Consider the following 15,612-nt stretch of genomic DNA (forward strand, 5'->3'; position numbering starts at 1 on the left):
AAATTCCTTTGCTTTAAGGAGTTTTGGCTTTTTGGGATAGTTGGGACAAGAAAAGCTCTAATATCCTTTGATATCAAGAATTTAGAGCTTTAAACTGAAGTGGGTGCCGAGAATCAAACTCGCGACGGAAGTTTTAGAAGCTTCTGTTTTATTAACATGGTTTACAAGTCCTTAGAAGATATTTTAGTTCTATTTAATTATTGGATAGAGTACGTAGCAGATATATGAGAAGACGAAAAAGAAGAGTTCCACAACTGGATAAAACAACGTGAGTGAAAAAGATTCGTTTACAAACATCTAGCGCACTAGAATAGAATGTCAATAGATTTTGAAAACCACCCACTGACCCTTCATCCACCAATTTGTACAGTAAGTTTGGTTAATAAATCAATCGAAGTCTTTTTATCGTTTTTGATCCATTCAATCGTCATATTATATAAACCAGCTGAAATAAAGCTGTTCCAATAAAAAGCGTATTCTCCTTCAAAAGGAATGCTCCGTACGTTTTCCAAATAAAACTGCGAAACAAATTTTGTGAATTCTCTGATTAACAAACTTTCTGCACCGCTTTTGATTAGAACCTCAAACAATTCAGTATGATGATCGACATATTCAAAAAAGGCCCGCGTAATGACAACTGGGTCTTTTTGCGGTTGACCTGATAGATACTGATAAAACGGTTGGACATAATTTTTAAAATAATCGACTATTACTTCCTCTTTCGAATTGTAGTTGCGATAAAAAGCCATTCTAGAAATACCGGCTTTTTTACAAAGTTCACTAACGGTGATGCTTGCAAACGGTTGGACTTTCATTAATGAAAACAATGCAATTTGTAAACTTTCTTTACTTAAACGCCGTTGTTCTTGGTCGTATGAATTAGCCATAACAAATTCCTCCTAAATGTAACAGCTAGATGTCCTGTACTTGACGTCTGACTATCGAGAGTTTAGCATGCCATTATAGACGTTACAAGTGAAACATCCAATAAAGTTAAAAGAGGTCTTAATCATGTCAAAAACACTTCAACAGCCAATTAATAGTCCCTTCACTATGAAGTCAACTTCAGAACAAGTCATCAAAGGAATCAATCTGACTGGGAAAACCGCCATCGTGACAGGTGGGTACAGCGGTATTGGCTTACATGTTACCCAAACTCTCGTCAAAGCAGGGGCTCATGTGATAGTCCCAGCGCGAACCTTACAAAAAGCAAAAGCTGCTGTAGGCCAGCTTCCTAATGTAGAAATCGGTGTTTTAGACTTAATGGATTCCTCCTCAATTGATAGATTCGCTACAGAATATCTTGCGACCAAACGACCGCTAGACATTTTAATCGAAAGTGCCGGCATTATGTTTGCGCCTTTAAGAAGAGACTCTCGCGGAAACGAATCCCAACTTTCCACCAATTATTTAGGCCATTTTCAATTAGCACAACGCCTATACCCGGCTTTAAAAGCGGCTAAACACTCACGAGTAGTGGTGGTCACGTCACGGGCACAAAGTTGGAATGGATTTGACTTTGACGACCCTAATTTCATGAAGCGTGAATATAATCTCCGGACCGCGTACGCCCAATCAAAAGTAGCCGATATTTTAATGGCAACAGAATTTGATAAACGCGCCCAAGTCGATGGAATTCGTTTCTTTGCGGCTCATCCAGGATTAGTCCCAGGAACTGGTCTCGGTCGTTTCGTGACAAATAGTCAAGCGACTCAAAAAATTGGCTCGTTTTTAATGAATGACCTAAAATTTACGCATCTAATTAGTCTTAAAAATTCAATTGTCGCCAAATTACATGGTCAAAACGAATATGACTATTTCAAAACGGTCAGTCAAGGAGCCGCTTCCATCATCTGGGCTGCGACTAGTCCTTTACTCAATGATAAAGGCGGTGTTTTTGTTGAGGACAACAATATCGGCACTGCGGTTGCAAACGAGAGCACATCAAAATTTGGCGTTCGTCAGTGGGCAATCGATCCCCGTACTGCCACTAATTTATGGGACTTAGGAAATACGTTAATTCATGCACAGTCAAAGGATGAATTAAGTTAAAGAATGCAACAAGAAAGGTAAAACAATCATACTAACGATTATTCTTGTAATTCTAGTAATTTTATCGGTGGGGCTACTTATCTCTTTAACTTCTCAATTGGTGCTCAACCATCTACATCTACTAATAAATCTGATATGGACGTTGTTTCGCAGAACTTTGTCAAAGTTCATGATGACGGTGTCACTTGGTTAAAGATGGAACAAAACTTCAAGGGATAACCTTCCAGTAGAAACAAAATCAACTAATTGAGCCGTTTTAATTCACGGGTATCGTTCTGAGATATCAACAAATCAAGACAAAAAGAAAAAACCTTGATACATCAAGGTTTTTAGACTAAGCGGGTGACGAGAATCGAACTCGCGACGGAAGCTTGGGAAGCTTCTGTTTTACCACTAAACTACACCCGCATTTTTCCGCTGAACCTAGTATAGACCTTTTTGCTTAACTAGACAAGTGCTTTTTTCAATAAAGTTGAAGGTAGCAACCATTTTGATATTGCTGGGTTTATTGGAAATATTTTTAACCTGCAAAAAGCTTTGTACTAGTTGAAGTGTAGAAAAAGGCTATAAAAGAGATGACTAAAATCTACTTAAAAATCAAAAACACAAACTTTTCATTAAAAAGAGAGGGAAAAGAGGCTCGAAAAAGTTCTGGCTTTTTTAGATTTCTTTTGGCAAAATAGGAACTGTTGGATCACTTGTTTGACCTATAACGAGGGATCACTTAAACCCGTGTATAAATATGGTTCTCCCACCATGTTTATCTAAAAGGGTCACGGCGTAAGCCACCAGTCTGATGTGACTGGTGTCGTTTTAGATTCCTCCCAACGATCTGAAACCGCCGAGCCGGATACATTCTCCCTGAACCGCACTTGGATTCTCCCATCCTAGTGCGGTTTTTTGTTGTAAAATTTCAAAACCTGCATAAGCTCAAGAAAGTTATCTGATGGTTGCTTTTGGTGCCAGTCTCAGCCTAGTAAGGAGATTTAAAAAAATTCGTTGTTGTCTGCCCGGTCATATTCAGGAAGTGTGAGATTGTATCAAGAGAGTTTGTTTGTTAATGATCGATTGTCAATTGCCGTAAAGTCAGCAATGAAGCTAGCGAATGTTTGAAGAAACTTTGGCTGAATACCAGAGAAGTCATTTTCTACCTGGAGCACCAAGAGGGGTTCGTGGAGGCTCATGCGGAGCAAAAACCAGCCTGAGCCATAAGGAGCCGAAAGAGAGACCCGGATGCCTTCTTCATTTTCTGGATCAATCTGCCAACCTGCTGTTTGCGCTACGAAAGCAGGTAAGGCCTGGATCACTTGATTGCCAGTTTTAGAGTAGTCAGCACCCTTGATTTTAAAGCGCAGCTCCAGCGTCTCAGCCGGCTGCTGCAAATCAGCGATGAGATCTTCTAATGTCCTACCTGTCTTTGAAAGTTCCGGCAGCAGCATTAACAATTTGGCAATCACATAAGCGCCATCGTCCAAAAAGTAGTTCTCTTTAAAAGCTGCATGGCCGCTAGTTTCAATGGCCAATTGACAGTCCAAACCCGCATGATTCAGCTGAATGGCCTTATTGATGACATTGCGATAGCCGGAAATGTAGCGAACCTGTTTGCCCCCATGCCTTTCGATAAAAGTCTTCAGATGATCGGTGGTCGGAGAGTTGGTGACAATTCGGGTGCCGGGATTTTCTTTAAGTAAAATGACGCTTAAAACGGCAATCAAGTTGTTGCGGTTCAAGACTTCACCACTGGCAGTAACAACAGCGGAACGATCCACGTCAGTGTCAAAAATGACACCAAGATCCGCATGGTTTTCTAGAACGGCGGCTTTGATACTGGCCATTGCTTCTGGATTGTCAGGATTTGGAATGTGGTTGGGAAAATGTCCATCCGGTTCCAAAAACTGCGAGCCCTGTGTATCTGCCCCCAGCGTTTCAAGGACGTTTTTGGCAAAGAATCCTCCAGCACCGTTACCTGCATCTACAATGATTTTCATACCGGAGAGCGGTTTTTCAGAAGGAGCGTGGATTCCTTTTCTTATTTTTGCGACCAAATCACCAGCATAAGGAGTCAGCAAGTCTGCAAAAGTGATAGATCCACCGGTTTCAGCCTGTGGTTTTTGCGTATGAGTGAGGATGAAAGTGATGTCTTCTTTTTCTGCCCCACCTGTTTTAGAAAAGAGCTTGAGTCCATTGTAATAGTAGGGAAGATGACTAGCGGTGAGCATAACCCCAAAATCACAGTCAAATTGTGAGAACTGCGTAGCCATAAACAGCGCCGGTGTAGTAGCCAGACCAAAATCCAAAACACGAATGCCGGCTGCAGAAAATTCTCTTTTGAGGATCTCAGAAAGTTGGGGACCACTGAGGCGGCTGTCATGCCCAATTCCAACCGTCAATGTCCCGGATTTATTTTTTCGAAACCAATGAATCAGTCCGAATGCGATCAATTGCAGTGTTTCCGGTGTCAGATTGGCAGGGGCTTCAGCTGTATCAAGAGCAATTCCCCGAATATCTGATCCGTTTTTCAGTTCCAAAAGATTTTTCATGAGAGGGTTCATCCTTTCTGCTGCTGTAGTAAGTAGAAAACAAGTGAAAAGAGAAGATGAGACGGCATCAATAAAAGCCCTTACAAAAATTCTATAGGCTTATTAAGCTAAGTATACCAAATTTACAAATTCTTTAAAGTAAAAAATACCAAAAAAGAGGAACTGAAAAAAACTGGCGTAGGCTGAAAATATCGTTGCACTCGCAACGATATTTCGCTATCCTTAAAATTGTTGGGAAATTTTAGCTTCGCAAATGACAAACTACAGAAAATGAGGGTTTTGCTATGGAGTCAACGATGCGCTACATCAATCGAATCGCCCGCCTGTCTCAGCTTTATCGAGAAAAAGAGCTGAAAAAATATGGTCTTGGCGGAATCCATCACACCTATATATTGAATATCTGTCGCCAACCAGGAATCACGCAAGACCGATTAGCCAAAACAATTTTTGTCAATAAAAGTAATGTTGCTCGGCAGTTGGCTTTTCTGGAGAAAGAGGGATTTATCATAAGAAAGGCAGCTGTTAGTGATGCCCGCAAGTTGGAGATTTATCCCACTGACAAAGCAAAAGCCGTGGAACCTGAGATTCGAAAAATTTTGTCTCGCTGGAATGATCAGCTGTTGGCAGAACTGCCAGAAAAAGAGCGAGATCGTTTATTACAGGAGCTGGCTGCACTGATGGAGCGAGGACAACGTTTATTGGCAGAAGATCAAAAGGAGCTTTAAAACGGAGATTTGTAGGAGTTGTCTAATTGATTTCGCAAAGCCTGCCTGCTGTTTGGTTACAACAGCTTCTCATAAAGCGTAGCTGTTGCTGACTATTGTTCTCGAACTAATAAGTTTGACCGGCTGGTAAGCCGTCTTTGAATGGAGTGAAGGAGGATACAATGAATTTTTTGATTTCATATGTACGACCGTATTTTGGTCGAATGGCAGTGGGGGTGTCCATCAAGTTTTTGGGGACGATTATGGATCTTTTACTGCCGTGGATTTTGGCATACATCATTGATAGTGTGATACCTTTGCGACAAGTCCAGCGAGTTTACTTATGGGGAGGCGTGATGGTGCTCTGCTCAGTGATTGCGATTGTGACAAATATTGTGGCTAACCGCATGGCAGCACGAGTGGCTAGAGATACCACGCAGCGAGTTCGTGCAGATTTGTTTGCAAAAGTCAGCAGCTTAGCGACGGCCCAAGTAGAGGATATCTCAGTGCCATCACTGGTTTCTCGTTTGACCACGGATACATACAATATTCATCAGACAGTGGGAATGGTGCAACGACTAGGTATCCGGGCACCAATTCTTCTAATTGGCGGAATCTTTATCACGTTTACTTTAGACCCGGTCCTGACTTTAGTATTGTTGTCGCTTTTGCCGCTAACGATTCTTGTGGTGACAAAAATCTCTCGTAAAGGGATTCCACTGTTCAGCCAGCAACAAACTAGTGTCGACGAGCTGGTGCGAACGGTACGAGAAAATATCAGTGGCGCACGAGTGGTCAAAGCACTATCAAAAGCTGACTATGAGAAAAAACGATTTAAAACAGTGAATCAGGCGTTAGTGGATGCAGAAACGGCTGCCAATGTGACAATGGCAGCGACTCCACCGTTGATGGATCTTTTTTTGAATCTCGGATTGACACTGGTAATCTTGGTAAGTGCCTACCGCGTCAATGAATCACTGACCCAACCGGGAGTAATTGTCGCGTTTTTGACCTATTTTACAATCATTTTGAATGCTATGTTGTCTGTCACCCGTATCTTTACCGTTTTTTCTCGAGGAATTGCTTCAGCAGATCGGATTGCAGCAGTGATTAAAGAGCCGCAATTATTGCAAACACAAGCACATAACACAGAAGACTCACAAGCCTATCTAGCTTTTCACAATGTCGATTTTCATTATCCTGCTGCTGGGCGAACATTGAAAGGTCTTAATTTTGAAGTAGCAAAAGGAGAAACATTGGGGATCCTTGGCGCGACTGGTAGCGGTAAATCAACGATCGCCAAACTACTTTTGCGTCTATATGATCCGACTGATGGACAGATAATTTTGGCAGGTCAGGACCTGAGAAGTTATGAGGCTGCCAAATTCTACCCGCAGTTTGGTGTGGTACTGCAAAAAGATGTGATTTTTGCCGATACTCTGAGGGAGAACATCGCTTTTGGTCGGACGTTTACCGATGAAGAAATTTGGGAAGCCATTCGCAATGCCCAGGCAGAGGAGTTTGTCAGTCAGCTTCCAGGAACGCTGTCGTATCACCTGGAATCAAAAGGGGCCAATCTCAGCGGCGGACAAAAACAACGAGTATTATTGGCTCGGGCGATGGTGGGTCATCCTGCGCTTTTGCTCTTGGACGACTCTGCCAGTGCCTTGGACTACAAAACGGATGCGCGGTTGCGCAAGGTCTTGCGAGAGCAGTTTGCTTCTTCCACTAAGATCATTATTGCGCAGCGAATCAGCTCAATCCAACATGCGGACAAGATTCTGTTGTTGGCAGCCGGCCAGATTATTGGGATAGGAAGTCACACGGAACTACTTGCTGAAAATGAAGTCTATCAAGCCATCTATCAAGGACAGACAGGAGGAGAAGCCATTGTCAGCTAGAAAAAATCCGATCGGTCAACAAGCAGCAGATACCTCGCAAAAGCCAGGCAATCGACGAAAAACCCTGTTGCGACTTTGGCGATACCTCTATGAATTGAAGTGGCTTTTTTTACTAGCGGCACTTTTAATGATGGCGGCCAATTTATTTGCATTAGTGGGACCACTTTTGTCCGGCTATGGAATTGATGCTATTCAACTGGGGCCGGGAAAAGTTGATTTTCCCAAAGTATTCTTTTATTGCGGCTGGATGATTGCCTTCTATTTGGCCTCTGCAATTTTGAGCTATATCATCAGTCGCTTGATGATTTATCTGAGTCAGCGCATCGTCTCTACGCTGCGTCGAGATGTTTTTGATAAGCTGATGACGCTGCCAATTCGCTATTTTGATCAAAATCAGACAGGGGATATCATCAGTCGGATGAGCTACGATATCGATACAATCAATACGTCACTGACTAGCGATTCTGTTCAGGTTTTGAGTAGCATGGTAACCGTTTTTGGCTCTTTGGCGATGATGATTATCATTTCTCCGCCCCTGGTTTTGGTCTTTGTGGTCACGGTCCCTGCGGCAATTTTGTTGACGCGCTTTTTGATGAAAAAATTTCGGCCGCTGTTTCGCATGCGCAGTCGTAAATTAGGGGAGTTAAACGGCTTTGTTGAAGAAACCTTGTCCGGTCAACAGACCATCAAAATCTATCACCAGGAAGCTACGATGATTGACCGTTTTGCCGTTAAAAATGAAGAGGCAGTGAATGCGTACTACAATGCGGAATACTACGGCAGTATGACAGGGCCTTCGGTGAATTTTATCAACAATCTTTCTTTATCACTGATTAGTGTCTTTGGCGCATTGCTCTTTTTGAGAGGGCAGCTGTCATTAGGCAAAGTTTCTTCCTTTGTTTTATACTCCCGCAAATTTTCTGGACCAATCAATGAAATGGCGAATATTTTCAGCGAATTACAATCGGCATTGGCTGCTGCTGAGCGTGTCTTTCGCTTATTGGATGAGGAACCAGAAAAAGCAGATGATCCCGAAGCCCTGGTTTTGGATCACGCTAAAGGAGATGTGGTGTTTCAAAATGTTGATTTTTCCTATGATCCTGGGCGGCCAATCATCAAAGACTTGCAGTTGAAAGCAAAAGCCGGCGATCTGGTGGCAATCGTCGGTCCAACGGGTGCCGGCAAGACCACCATCGTCAATCTGCTGATGCGTTTTTATGATGTGGATTCCGGAGAAATTACGCTAGATGGCCATGATACGAGACAAGTGACCCGTGCTAGTCTTAGAAAGCGGTATGCAATGGTGTTACAAGATACCTGGCTGTTTACCGGGACTGTTTATGAAAATCTGGCTTATGGCAATGATGCGGCTGACTTTGCAGCGGTGGTGAAAGCCGCTCAGGCAGCCCATGTCCACGAATTCATCATGTCGTTGCCAAAGGGCTATGACACGGTGATTTCAGAGGATGGGACGGCTATTTCACAGGGACAAAAGCAGTTGTTGACAATTGCAAGAGCGATGCTCCTCGATGCCGATCTGCTGATCTTGGACGAGGCAACTTCAAATGTCGATACCCAAACGGAACTGCTGATCCAGCAAGCTATGACGCAATTGATGAAGGGAAAAACTTCCTTTGTGATTGCCCATCGGTTGTCGACTATCCGCAATGCTGATCTGATTTTAGTAGTTGACCAAGGACGAATCGTTGAACAGGGAACTCATCAACAATTGTTGGCAGCTAAAGGTTTTTATGAACGTCTTTATCAAGCGCAGTTTGATCTGCCGCAAACCTAAAAGAAAGCTAAATAACGAAAGGCTTACTAGTTTTTTCGTGACTTTTGTTGTATAATCAGCGTTTGAGGAGTGCAGGTGATGTACTCCTCTTTTTGAGAAAAGAATTCTTGTTTGCAGCGATTGCGGACATGTTTAAATCAAAGGAGCAGTTATGTTTTCAAGCTATAAACCAACTTGGATGGTAGAAGCCATCTATCAGATCACGCCACAACAATTGCAGGCACTGGGTATCAAGGCTGTTTTGACAGACCTCGACAATACGCTCATCGCCTGGAACAATCCTGATGGCACTGAAGAACTGCGTCACTGGTTGGCACAAATGGAGGCAGCTGGAATACCAGTGGTAGTGGTTTCTAACAACAATGCCCAACGTGTTGCCAAAGCTATTGAACCTTTTGGGCTAGACTACACTTCCCGTGCTCTCAAGCCTTTTGCTCGGGGAATCAAGCAAGCCTATCACAAATTGGGCCTGTCTTCAAAAGAGGTTGTCATGGTAGGCGATCAGCTGATGACTGACATCAAAGCAGCCAATTCAGCAAAAGTCAGAAGCATTCTGGTGCGTCCAGTGGTGGATACTGATGGTTGGAATACGCGAATCAACCGTTTCTTTGAGGCCAGAGTAATGAAACACTTGCAGAAAAAACATCCGGACATGGTCTGGCGAGGTGAATTGAATGACAGATAAACAAATGAACATCGAGGAAGCAGAAGCGTTACATTGTATTGGTTGCGGCGCGGTGATCCAGACCGATGCCCCAGATAAGTTGGGCTACACACCAAAATCAGCATTGGAAAAAGGCATCGAAAGCGGCGAAGTTTATTGCCAACGCTGTTTTCGCTTGCGACATTACAATGAAATTCAGGATGTCTCCTTAACAGATGATGATTTTTTACGTTTGTTAAATGAACTTGGGCAAAAAGAAGCGTTGATCGTCAATGTCGTCGATATTTTTGATTTCAACGGTTCACTGATTCCCGGACTGCACCGGTTTGTAGGTGACAATCCAGTTTTATTAGTAGGAAACAAAGTCGATATTTTACCAAAATCATTGAAGAAGCCAAAGCTGACTCAATGGATGCGGGAACGGGCCCATGAAGCCGGTTTACGACCGACAGATGTTCTGTTGACCAGCGCGAAAAAGCCTCAAGAGATGGATCTGTTATTGAAAACCATTGAAAAATGTCGCAAGGGGCGGGATGTTTATGTGGTTGGTGTGACCAATGTGGGCAAGTCGACACTGATCAACGCAATCATCAAACAGACAGCCGGAATTAAAGACTTAATTACGACTTCGCGGTTTCCTGGAACGACTCTGGACAAAATTGAGATTCCCCTGGATGATGGTCACTTTTTGATTGATACACCAGGCATCATTCACCGACATCAAATGGCTCATTATTTAGGAAAAAAAGATTTGAAAATCATTGCTCCGGCTAAAGAAATCAAGCCCAAAGTTTATCAGTTGAATCCGGGACAAACCCTCTTTTTTGGCGGCTTGGCTCGTTTTGACTTTGTTAGCGGTGAGCGGAGTTCTTTCATTGCTTATATGGCTAATGATATTGAGATTCAACGCACCAAACTGGAAAAGGCAGATGCTTTCTATGAAAAGCATGTTGGAGGACTTTTGCAACCGCCACGTCCTGATGAAGTGGCAGAATTTCCACCACTTGTTCGTTTTGAGTTTTCAATTAAGGAAAAGACCGATATCGTATTTGCGGGTCTTGGTTGGGTGACGGTACAAGAGCCAGGTATCGTTTGCGGTTGGGCTCCTAAAGGGGTAGATGTCTTGCGGCGCAAAGCACTGGTCTAAAGGCTAGTCTATAATGTACTTTCAAATTCTCAGAAAACCGATACTCTCGGTTTAATCTGGGCCGTGGTTTTTGTATAATAGTGAGTGTGGATGCGGATAAATTAGCATCTTGAAGAGAAAAGAGGATATTATGGAATTAAGAGGAAAACAAAAGCGTTTCTTACGTAGCAAAGCCCATCACCTGCAACCAATTTTTCAAGTAGGTAAAGGCGGATTGAATGAGGCAATGATCACGCAGATCAAAGAAGCACTGGAAAAGCGTGAGTTAATCAAGATTACTTTGCTGCAAAACACTGACGAAATTGCCGAAGATGTGGCGGATGTCTTGAAGAATCAGATCGGTTGTGAAATCGTTCAGATTATCGGACGGGTAGTGGTTTTGTATAAAGCATCATCCAAAGAAAAATACCAAAAACTGTCTCAAGAAGTAAAAGCGATTTGAAAATAAGTCGCCGCGCATCGGTTACTGATGGAGGTGATAACGATGCAGACCAAACTTACAAACAGTGTTGAGACGCTGGTTGCTGAAGCAGAGCCTGAGTGCAATTGTCGAAAACAAGTAGGGATTTTGGGAGGAAACTTTAATCCTGTCCACAATACCCACTTGTTGATTGCCGATCAAGTCGGTCATGCTTTGGGATTAGATCAGGTTTTACTCATGCCGGAATTTTTACCCCCCCATGTTGATGAGAAAAAAACAATTGCTGCCTCAGATCGATTGGCTATGCTAGAAGCTGCAGTTAGTGATAATCAGCTTTTAAGTATTGAAAAGGCTGAGCTGGAACGCAAAGGCAGAAGCTTCACTTATGATACGATGAAGGCGTTAAAAGCACAGCATCCGGATACGGACTATTACTTTATCATCGGTGGGGACATGGTGGCCTATTTACCGAAATGGTACAAAATTGATGAATTGTTGCAGTTGGTGCAATTTGTTGGCGTTAGACGGCCAGGCTATCCAGACACCTCTGCTTTTCCTATCATCTGGGTAGACGTGCCTTTGATGGACCTCAGTTCAACAACGATTCGTAAAAAAGTCGCACAAGGCTGTTCGATTCGTTATTACGTCCCGGAGGCAGTTCGTGAATATATCATCGAAAAGGGGTTGTACCTAGATGAAATATGAAGGAAATTACACAGCGATGAATCGGGAGCTACTGATGCAAACGGTTCAGATGCATATGAGTGAGAGGCGGTTTAAACATGTGTTGGGGGTAGAGGAAACGGCGGTTGCCTTGGCGGAGAAATACGGGGCTTCCCCAGAAAAGGCATCTATCGCAGCCTTGACCCACGACTATGCGAAAGAACGTCCTAATGATGAGTTTGAGTTGGTGATTAAGCGTGACGGCTTTGATTTGGACTTGTTGAACTGGAACAACGCCATCTGGCATGGTATTGTCGGTGCAGACTTTGTACAGCGGGAGCTAGGGATTGACGATCAGGAGATTTTACAGGCCATTCGCCTGCATACTACTGGTGCAGCCGAGATGAGTCTGTTAGATAAGATCATTTATGTCGCTGATTTTATTGAGCCTGGCCGAGATTTTCCTGGTGTCGATAAGGCGCGAGAACTGTCTTTAGTGGATCTTGATGAGGCAGTCCGCTACGAAACCCAGCATACCTTGTTACATTTATTGGAAACAAAAAAAGCAATTTACCCGAAGACCATCGAAACTTATAATCGTTGGGTTGCAGGGAAGTAACAATTGTCGAAAAAATTGAAGGAGTGTGACCTAAAATAGATAGTCAGAGAATTTTAGAAGTTGCTGTGAAAGCAGCTGATAGTAAACATGCCGAGGATCTTTTGGCATTGGATGTACGGGAGATTTCACTTTTGGCGGATTATTTTGTTATCTGTTCTGCTAGCAACGAACGCCAAATCAATGCCATCATTGATGAGGTAGTCGAAAGAGAAGAAGAAGCTGGAATTGAAGTGAAACGAATCGAAGGCAAAGATGGCGCAAAATGGGTGTTGATTGACTTGGGTGAAGTGATTGTCCATGTCTTCTCCAATGATGAGCGGGCCTTTTATAACCTTGAAAAACTCTGGTCTGATGCACCATTAGTGAATCTTTCCCAGTGGGTCGTAGAATAAAATGGCCTATGAGACATTCGCTTTTGTCTATGATGAAGTGATGGACAGCAGTCTTTACGAAAAGTGGCTGTCTTTTTCCAAACGACATCTGGATGGGAAAAAACAAGTTTTGGAATTGGCCTGCGGGACAGGGGCTCTGGCTGTCGCTTTTGCTAAAGATGGCTACGATGTGACCGCTTTGGATCTATCGGAAGAAATGTTAGTGATTGCCAGTGATCGTGCGTATGAAGCGGCGGTAGAAATCCAATTTTTAGAAGGCGACATGATGGATTTGGACGGAATCGGCGAATTCGAAGCGGTGACCTGCTTCTCCGATTCTATCTGTTATATGGAGGATGCCCCCAGTGTCCAGCAGGTTTTTGATGAAGTTTATCAGGTTCTAAAAGAAGACGGGATTTTTATGTTCGATGTCCATTCTCAATACCAGGTAAATGAAGTCTTTCCTGATTACAGCTACCATTATCAAACAGATGAGTTTGCGTTTTTGTGGGAGTCTTATCAGGATGAACCGGATACAATCCAGCACTTTCTGACCTTTTTTGTGTCAGAAGAGGCGCCCGAAACCGATGAGGTACCGGAACTCTTTCTCAGAAAAGATGAAATCCATGATGAGCGGACTTATCCCCATAGTGATTATTTACGGATGTTGGAAAATGCTGGTTTTTCCAAGGTGGAAAGCTATGCTGACTTTATCGACAGTGAACCAAATGAAAAAAGCAGACGCTGGTTTTTTGTCTGCCATAAATGAAGAAAGGCCGGTCGTTTTTGATCGGTCTTTTTTTGCGCTCTCATTTCACAGGTGTTTTTTAACTAAGATTGCAAAAGAACGTCTACTATCAGTTTTGTAAGGTAGACCAATTCGGCTGGGAAAGTCTTGTACCAAGGTCGGAATATCGGTAAACTGAAGCTGATCAAGTGAAAACGTTACAAAAGCTGGCGCGTAATGTTCAGTAAAATCAGGTAACGAAAGAAATGTTTTTTGCAGCCAGGGAATTGTCAGCCACTGTGAATTCTAAATATGAGACCACTGTGACAATCTCCTTAACTGGGAAAAAGAAAACGTCAAAATACTATTGCTGTGTTATTTTTGATATGAAATAATCTTAGGAAACAGATAACTTCTGCGAATAGCAGAGTATTTGAATAAAGAGGTTCTGGAGGAAGAAAAAATGAATTTTTGGCAACGGGCCCTAAAGAGTATCTCCCGCAGAAAAGGAAAATCCTTTATTTTGTTTTTGGTGATCTTTATCCTGGGCAATGTCATTGCAGGCGCGGTGGCGATTCAACAGTCAACGGTCAATGTAGAAAAAAACACGAAGGAAAAGCTGGGGGCACGAGCTGTCTTGGATGTGGACTACGAGAAATACAACAAGGATGCCGAAAAAAATCCTGAATTGAAATGGCCGGATCCATTAACAGATAAAGAATATCAAAAAGTAGCTGAACTGCCCCAGGTCAAATATTACGATATGTCCCTAAGTGCCTATATCGGAACCAGCAAATTGGCAGGCTACACTCCTGAAGACGGCGAAATGCTTGTAGGCTCCGGTGCAAATTACTTCTTTAACTTAAAAGGAAATAACAATGGCCAGCTTCCAGATCTTCGAGAGGGCTACATCAAATTGGATCAAGGGGAAATGTTCTCTGAACAAGAAGCAAAAGATGGCAGTAATGTCGTATTGATTTCTAAAGAGGTTGCTGAAGCCAATCATCTAAAAGTTGGCGATCAGATGGTGATTGATGCCACCAGTGAGATGATCGATATGGGGCTCATCCAGCCGCGAGAAGGCAGCACGGTTGATGCAACCGTTACAGAGGATTCTGCTGAAGAACCAGCCGAAGCAAAGGTGGTTTCCTTTGATTTTCCGGTGACAGTTAAAGGTATTTTCAACGTTGCCAGAAAAGAAACCAAAGATCTGTCAAAAGAAGAAAAGACGCAGGATGATTGGGCTGCTGCCGATCAAATCAACACATTTTATATGCCGAATAAAACAGTGCAGGCCTTGATGGACCAATCCCTAGATAAATTTTATGTCAATCTTTCTGAAGCTGACCGTAAAGATTACCAGCTAACCTTTGCTCAGGCGACGTATGTGTTAAATGCACCGGATGAAGTGGCAGCTTTCCGGGAAGACGCACAGGGACTATTGCCGAAATACTACGCTGTAATCGCAGACTCTGATCAATATGATCAAGTGGCTGGTGGAATGAAGAAATTGGGAGAAATCGCAAAATATGTTGTGATTATTGCAGCTGTGGCGACAATGTTAATTATTTCGTTGGTGGTATTACTCTTTTTAAGAGACCGCAAACACGAATTAGGTATCTATCTTTCCCTTGGAGAAAGTCGAGGGAAAATTATTGGGCAAATACTTGCAGAACTCTTGTTGGTTAGTCTGTTGGCGTTAATACTTTCATTGCTTACTGGTAATCTTTTAGGTGGTGTGGTATCTGATCAATTGATGCAAACCGATTGGATTAACAATACGCAAGAAGGAATCATGTACAGCGTTGCCAATGGAAACCAGTCTGTGAACTTTGAAGAGGTACGGGCCGCCTATAAAGTCAGCTTCACCCCGGGATATGTCATCACATATCTGGTATTAGGATTAGGAACTGTTCTGCTGTCAGCGGTACTGCCATTGTTGTACATCATGCGTCTGAATCCGAAAAAGATTATGATGTGATCCAGCAAGCCAGATTGAAGGTTCAAT

14 protein-coding genes and 1 tRNA gene are annotated in these 15,612 nt (G+C 43.0%); 12 read left to right on the plus strand and 3 right to left on the minus strand.

The window, feature by feature from the left end:
* Positions 1-350 precede the first annotated feature (350 nt).
* Entirely contained in the window at positions 351-887 is a 537-nt protein-coding gene (locus ACOMA8_RS06030) for a TetR/AcrR family transcriptional regulator (RefSeq protein ID WP_421369326.1), read from the minus strand.
* A gap of 124 nt (positions 888-1,011) precedes the next feature.
* On the opposite strand from ACOMA8_RS06030, the gene ACOMA8_RS06035 reads away from it, so the two are divergent.
* Complete coding sequence (locus ACOMA8_RS06035) at positions 1,012-2,052, plus strand: SDR family NAD(P)-dependent oxidoreductase (protein WP_421369328.1); 1,041 nt, start codon at positions 1,012-1,014, stop codon at positions 2,050-2,052.
* Between the two features lie 337 nt (positions 2,053-2,389).
* On the opposite strand, the gene ACOMA8_RS06040 is transcribed toward ACOMA8_RS06035, so the two are convergent.
* Positions 2,390-2,460, minus strand: a tRNA-Gly gene (locus ACOMA8_RS06040).
* Positions 2,461-3,092: 632 nt separating this feature from the next.
* Entirely contained in the window at positions 3,093-4,592 is a 1,500-nt protein-coding gene (locus tag ACOMA8_RS06045) for a phosphohexomutase domain-containing protein (protein ID WP_421369330.1), read from the minus strand.
* 284 nt (positions 4,593-4,876) lie between these two features.
* On the opposite strand from ACOMA8_RS06045, the gene ACOMA8_RS06050 reads away from it, so the two are divergent.
* The 11 genes from ACOMA8_RS06050 (at position 4,877) to ACOMA8_RS06100 (ending at position 15,585) form a co-directional block, all read left to right on the plus strand.
* Positions 4,877-5,317 (plus strand): MarR family winged helix-turn-helix transcriptional regulator, encoded by a 441-nt coding sequence (locus tag ACOMA8_RS06050; RefSeq protein WP_161900712.1) that lies wholly within the window; start codon positions 4,877-4,879, stop codon positions 5,315-5,317.
* A 161-nt stretch (positions 5,318-5,478) separates the two neighbouring features.
* Complete coding sequence (locus tag ACOMA8_RS06055; protein WP_421369332.1) at positions 5,479-7,197, plus strand: ABC transporter ATP-binding protein; 1,719 nt, start codon at positions 5,479-5,481, stop codon at positions 7,195-7,197.
* Positions 7,187-8,992 carry an ABC transporter ATP-binding protein gene (locus ACOMA8_RS06060; protein ID WP_421369334.1) on the plus strand — a complete coding sequence of 602 codons (1,806 nt, stop codon included), beginning with the start codon at positions 7,187-7,189 and terminating at the stop codon, positions 8,990-8,992. The genes ACOMA8_RS06055 and ACOMA8_RS06060 overlap by 11 nt, the downstream gene beginning before the upstream one ends.
* A gap of 151 nt (positions 8,993-9,143) precedes the next feature.
* Positions 9,144-9,677: a YqeG family HAD IIIA-type phosphatase gene (locus ACOMA8_RS06065; RefSeq protein WP_161900709.1), complete on the plus strand. Its 534-nt coding sequence runs from the start codon at positions 9,144-9,146 to the stop codon at positions 9,675-9,677.
* A gap of 4 nt (positions 9,678-9,681) precedes the next feature.
* Positions 9,682-10,803 carry a ribosome biogenesis GTPase YqeH gene (gene yqeH / locus ACOMA8_RS06070; RefSeq protein WP_421369516.1) on the plus strand — a complete coding sequence of 374 codons (1,122 nt, stop codon included), beginning with the start codon at positions 9,682-9,684 and terminating at the stop codon, positions 10,801-10,803.
* A gap of 130 nt (positions 10,804-10,933) precedes the next feature.
* Positions 10,934-11,245: a ribosome assembly RNA-binding protein YhbY gene (gene yhbY, locus ACOMA8_RS06075; RefSeq protein WP_161900708.1), complete on the plus strand. Its 312-nt coding sequence runs from the start codon at positions 10,934-10,936 to the stop codon at positions 11,243-11,245.
* Positions 11,246-11,287: 42 nt separating this feature from the next.
* Positions 11,288-11,929 (plus strand): nicotinate-nucleotide adenylyltransferase, encoded by a 642-nt coding sequence (locus ACOMA8_RS06080; RefSeq protein ID WP_421369337.1) that lies wholly within the window; start codon positions 11,288-11,290, stop codon positions 11,927-11,929.
* Positions 11,919-12,506: a bis(5'-nucleosyl)-tetraphosphatase (symmetrical) YqeK gene (gene yqeK / locus ACOMA8_RS06085; protein ID WP_421369339.1), complete on the plus strand. Its 588-nt coding sequence runs from the start codon at positions 11,919-11,921 to the stop codon at positions 12,504-12,506. Before ACOMA8_RS06080 ends, yqeK begins: the two co-directional genes overlap by 11 nt.
* 50 nt (positions 12,507-12,556) lie before the next feature.
* Positions 12,557-12,898: a ribosome silencing factor gene (gene rsfS / locus ACOMA8_RS06090; protein ID WP_202622241.1), complete on the plus strand. Its 342-nt coding sequence runs from the start codon at positions 12,557-12,559 to the stop codon at positions 12,896-12,898.
* 1 nt (position 12,899) lies between these two features.
* Positions 12,900-13,646, plus strand: coding sequence for a class I SAM-dependent DNA methyltransferase (locus ACOMA8_RS06095; RefSeq protein WP_421369341.1), 747 nt, complete (start codon positions 12,900-12,902; stop codon positions 13,644-13,646).
* Between the two features lie 421 nt (positions 13,647-14,067).
* Entirely contained in the window at positions 14,068-15,585 is a 1,518-nt protein-coding gene (locus tag ACOMA8_RS06100; RefSeq protein ID WP_421369343.1) for an ABC transporter permease, read from the plus strand.
* The last annotated feature ends 27 nt before the right edge of the window (positions 15,586-15,612 follow it).

It is taken from the genome of Enterococcus infantis, assembly GCF_049166715.1.
Lineage (GTDB): Bacteria > Bacillota > Bacilli > Lactobacillales > Enterococcaceae > Enterococcus_C > Enterococcus_C leclercqii.

Bases quoted from the DNA above. Each gene is read 5' to 3' on its own strand.
- ACOMA8_RS06030 (WP_421369326.1), bottom strand. From the start codon at position 887: ATGGCTAATTCATACGACCAAGAACAACGGCGTTTAAGTAAAGAAAGT.
- ACOMA8_RS06100 (WP_421369343.1), top strand. From the start codon at position 14,068: ATGAATTTTTGGCAACGGGCCCTAAAGAGTATCTCCCGCAGAAAAGGA.
- yqeH (WP_421369516.1), top strand. From the start codon at position 9,682: ATGAACATCGAGGAAGCAGAAGCGTTACATTGTATTGGTTGCGGCGCG.
- yqeK (WP_421369339.1), top strand. From the start codon at position 11,919: ATGAAATATGAAGGAAATTACACAGCGATGAATCGGGAGCTACTGATG.
- ACOMA8_RS06080 (WP_421369337.1), top strand. From the start codon at position 11,288: ATGCAGACCAAACTTACAAACAGTGTTGAGACGCTGGTTGCTGAAGCA.
- ACOMA8_RS06095 (WP_421369341.1), top strand. From the start codon at position 12,900: ATGGCCTATGAGACATTCGCTTTTGTCTATGATGAAGTGATGGACAGC.
- ACOMA8_RS06065 (WP_161900709.1), top strand. From the start codon at position 9,144: ATGTTTTCAAGCTATAAACCAACTTGGATGGTAGAAGCCATCTATCAG.
- ACOMA8_RS06050 (WP_161900712.1), top strand. From the start codon at position 4,877: ATGGAGTCAACGATGCGCTACATCAATCGAATCGCCCGCCTGTCTCAG.
- yhbY (WP_161900708.1), top strand. From the start codon at position 10,934: ATGGAATTAAGAGGAAAACAAAAGCGTTTCTTACGTAGCAAAGCCCAT.
- ACOMA8_RS06045 (WP_421369330.1), bottom strand. From the start codon at position 4,592: ATGAAAAATCTTTTGGAACTGAAAAACGGATCAGATATTCGGGGAATT.
- ACOMA8_RS06035 (WP_421369328.1), top strand. From the start codon at position 1,012: ATGTCAAAAACACTTCAACAGCCAATTAATAGTCCCTTCACTATGAAG.
- ACOMA8_RS06055 (WP_421369332.1), top strand. From the start codon at position 5,479: ATGAATTTTTTGATTTCATATGTACGACCGTATTTTGGTCGAATGGCA.